Raw genomic sequence first — 1657 nt, forward strand, 5'->3', positions numbered from 1 at the left:
ACGTCGACCGGATTCCACGTCTGGATCTGCTCCAGCCAGGCGTCGATTCGCCCCGCCGCGTCGTAGTTGCCCAGCTTCATCGTCAGCAACATTCCCGCCAGCGAGCACTCACGGTGCGTCACGATGTGCTCGATCGTCGTGAGTGTCTTTTCGGGTTTCACGTTCGAATCGGCCAACAGCCATTTGACGTTGCGAAACTCTCTGCGGGGCAGATCCCCGGCGCGGGCGCGGAGGTGTTTGAATCGTGGGTGATTGGCAATCCGCTCGTCCATTTCCGCCGGATCGATTCCGATCACCTTCAACCCCAATTCGAGGAGCCGCCCGCAAGCACCACCGGGGGCGCTGCCGATTTCGACCACCACGTCACCGGGCGCGAAATCGAAACCGCTCCAGGTGATCGATTCGGCGGCTTTGTAATAGGCACGTGAGATCGGTTCATATTGCGGCTCGATCGGCTGCACGCCACCGGGCCACCGCGAATGCCACTTGGCTGCGGTGTGCCATCCGATCATCCAGTCATCCGGATCGACCAACACCAGATCCAGCACGCGTTCACCGGGCTCGGCGATGCGATTGGGTTGATCGCCGCGGACCCATCGATCCGCAAGTGCCGTGTGGACTCGCTGGGCGACCAGCTTGGAGACTTCATCGACCCCGGGTTCGAAACCGAATTTGCCGATCGGCAACCGGTCGCGCGGCCAGACGTGCAGTTGATCAAACGTCCGCCCGCCGGCAAACGTTTCGTCCAGCAAATCGACCAGGCGAGTCACCTGGGTTTCGCCATCGGCGCCTTTCAAATGGCCGATCGAGTGCGCCGCGGTGCGGATGAAGGTCCCGCCGGGCAACGGCATCTGCTGATCGTGTTTGGCGGTGACGAAGCCGGGCCGTGAAAACGCCAACCGCCAACCCGCCGCGGCGATCGATTGCTTGACCTGTTTTTCGGCGCCATTGGCGCAGCACAACATGGCAAAGGTTGGCTCGGTGGTGGGTTGATCAGAAAATGTCATGGTTCATCTGCAACAAGTCGCTACGGTTTCGTCCATTTTTCAAGCCGCTGGCGAATCCCAGGGATCAACTTGCTGGCGTTTTCGAAATACAGTTTTTTCAACACCGCGTCCGGCAGATCGACACCATAGATCTGCCACAAGCCTTGCGGCGGGGGCACTTTTTCGCTGTACGGAAACGATTCGTCGCGGGTCTCGAAGAATCGCCAATACAGCCGGAGACGGGTCTCGGACCAGGGCCCGTCGGTGCCGAACAGGAGTCGGTCTTGATAGCGAATCAGAAACTCCCGCGCGGTGAAGGGTTGCCGCCCCAACTCGGCGATCCGCGACGCCGGCTCGATCCACAGGTTCGGATACTCGTCCAGCCACCCGGCGACGACCTTTAAGTCTTCGGGGTTGTTGGCGACATGGGCACCGATGAACTGCGTGTTTGGATGACGCCCGATCACCCGGTTGCGGGCCTCGAAAAGTTCCTGACGCGATGGATAGGCGTCGCCGTGAAAGCTCCAATCGGGGTGACGACTAAGTTCTTCCCAGCGCTCGTTGGTTTCATCGATGGGATCGAAGAAGGCGGCCGGGTCGGCGGTGTGAATGATGATCGGTAATCCCAGCTCGCCGCACTTGGCCCAAATCGGATCCCACCGCGGATCGTC

At 60.7% G+C, this 1657-nt stretch carries 2 protein-coding genes; both read right to left on the reverse strand.

The features are described 5' to 3' along the window. Positions 1–1007: SAM-dependent methyltransferase (locus ABX749_RS32050; RefSeq protein WP_372899619.1), on the reverse strand; the 1007-nt coding region annotated here is incomplete at its 3' end. A gap of 20 nt (positions 1008–1027) precedes the next feature. Then, positions 1028–1657 (reverse strand): amidohydrolase family protein (locus ABX749_RS32055; RefSeq protein WP_372899620.1); only part of this gene is annotated, 630 nt, incomplete at its 5' end.

Source organism: Stieleria sp., from assembly GCF_041595215.1.
In the GTDB taxonomy this organism is placed as follows: Bacteria; Planctomycetota; Planctomycetia; order Pirellulales; family Pirellulaceae; genus Stieleria; species Stieleria magnilauensis.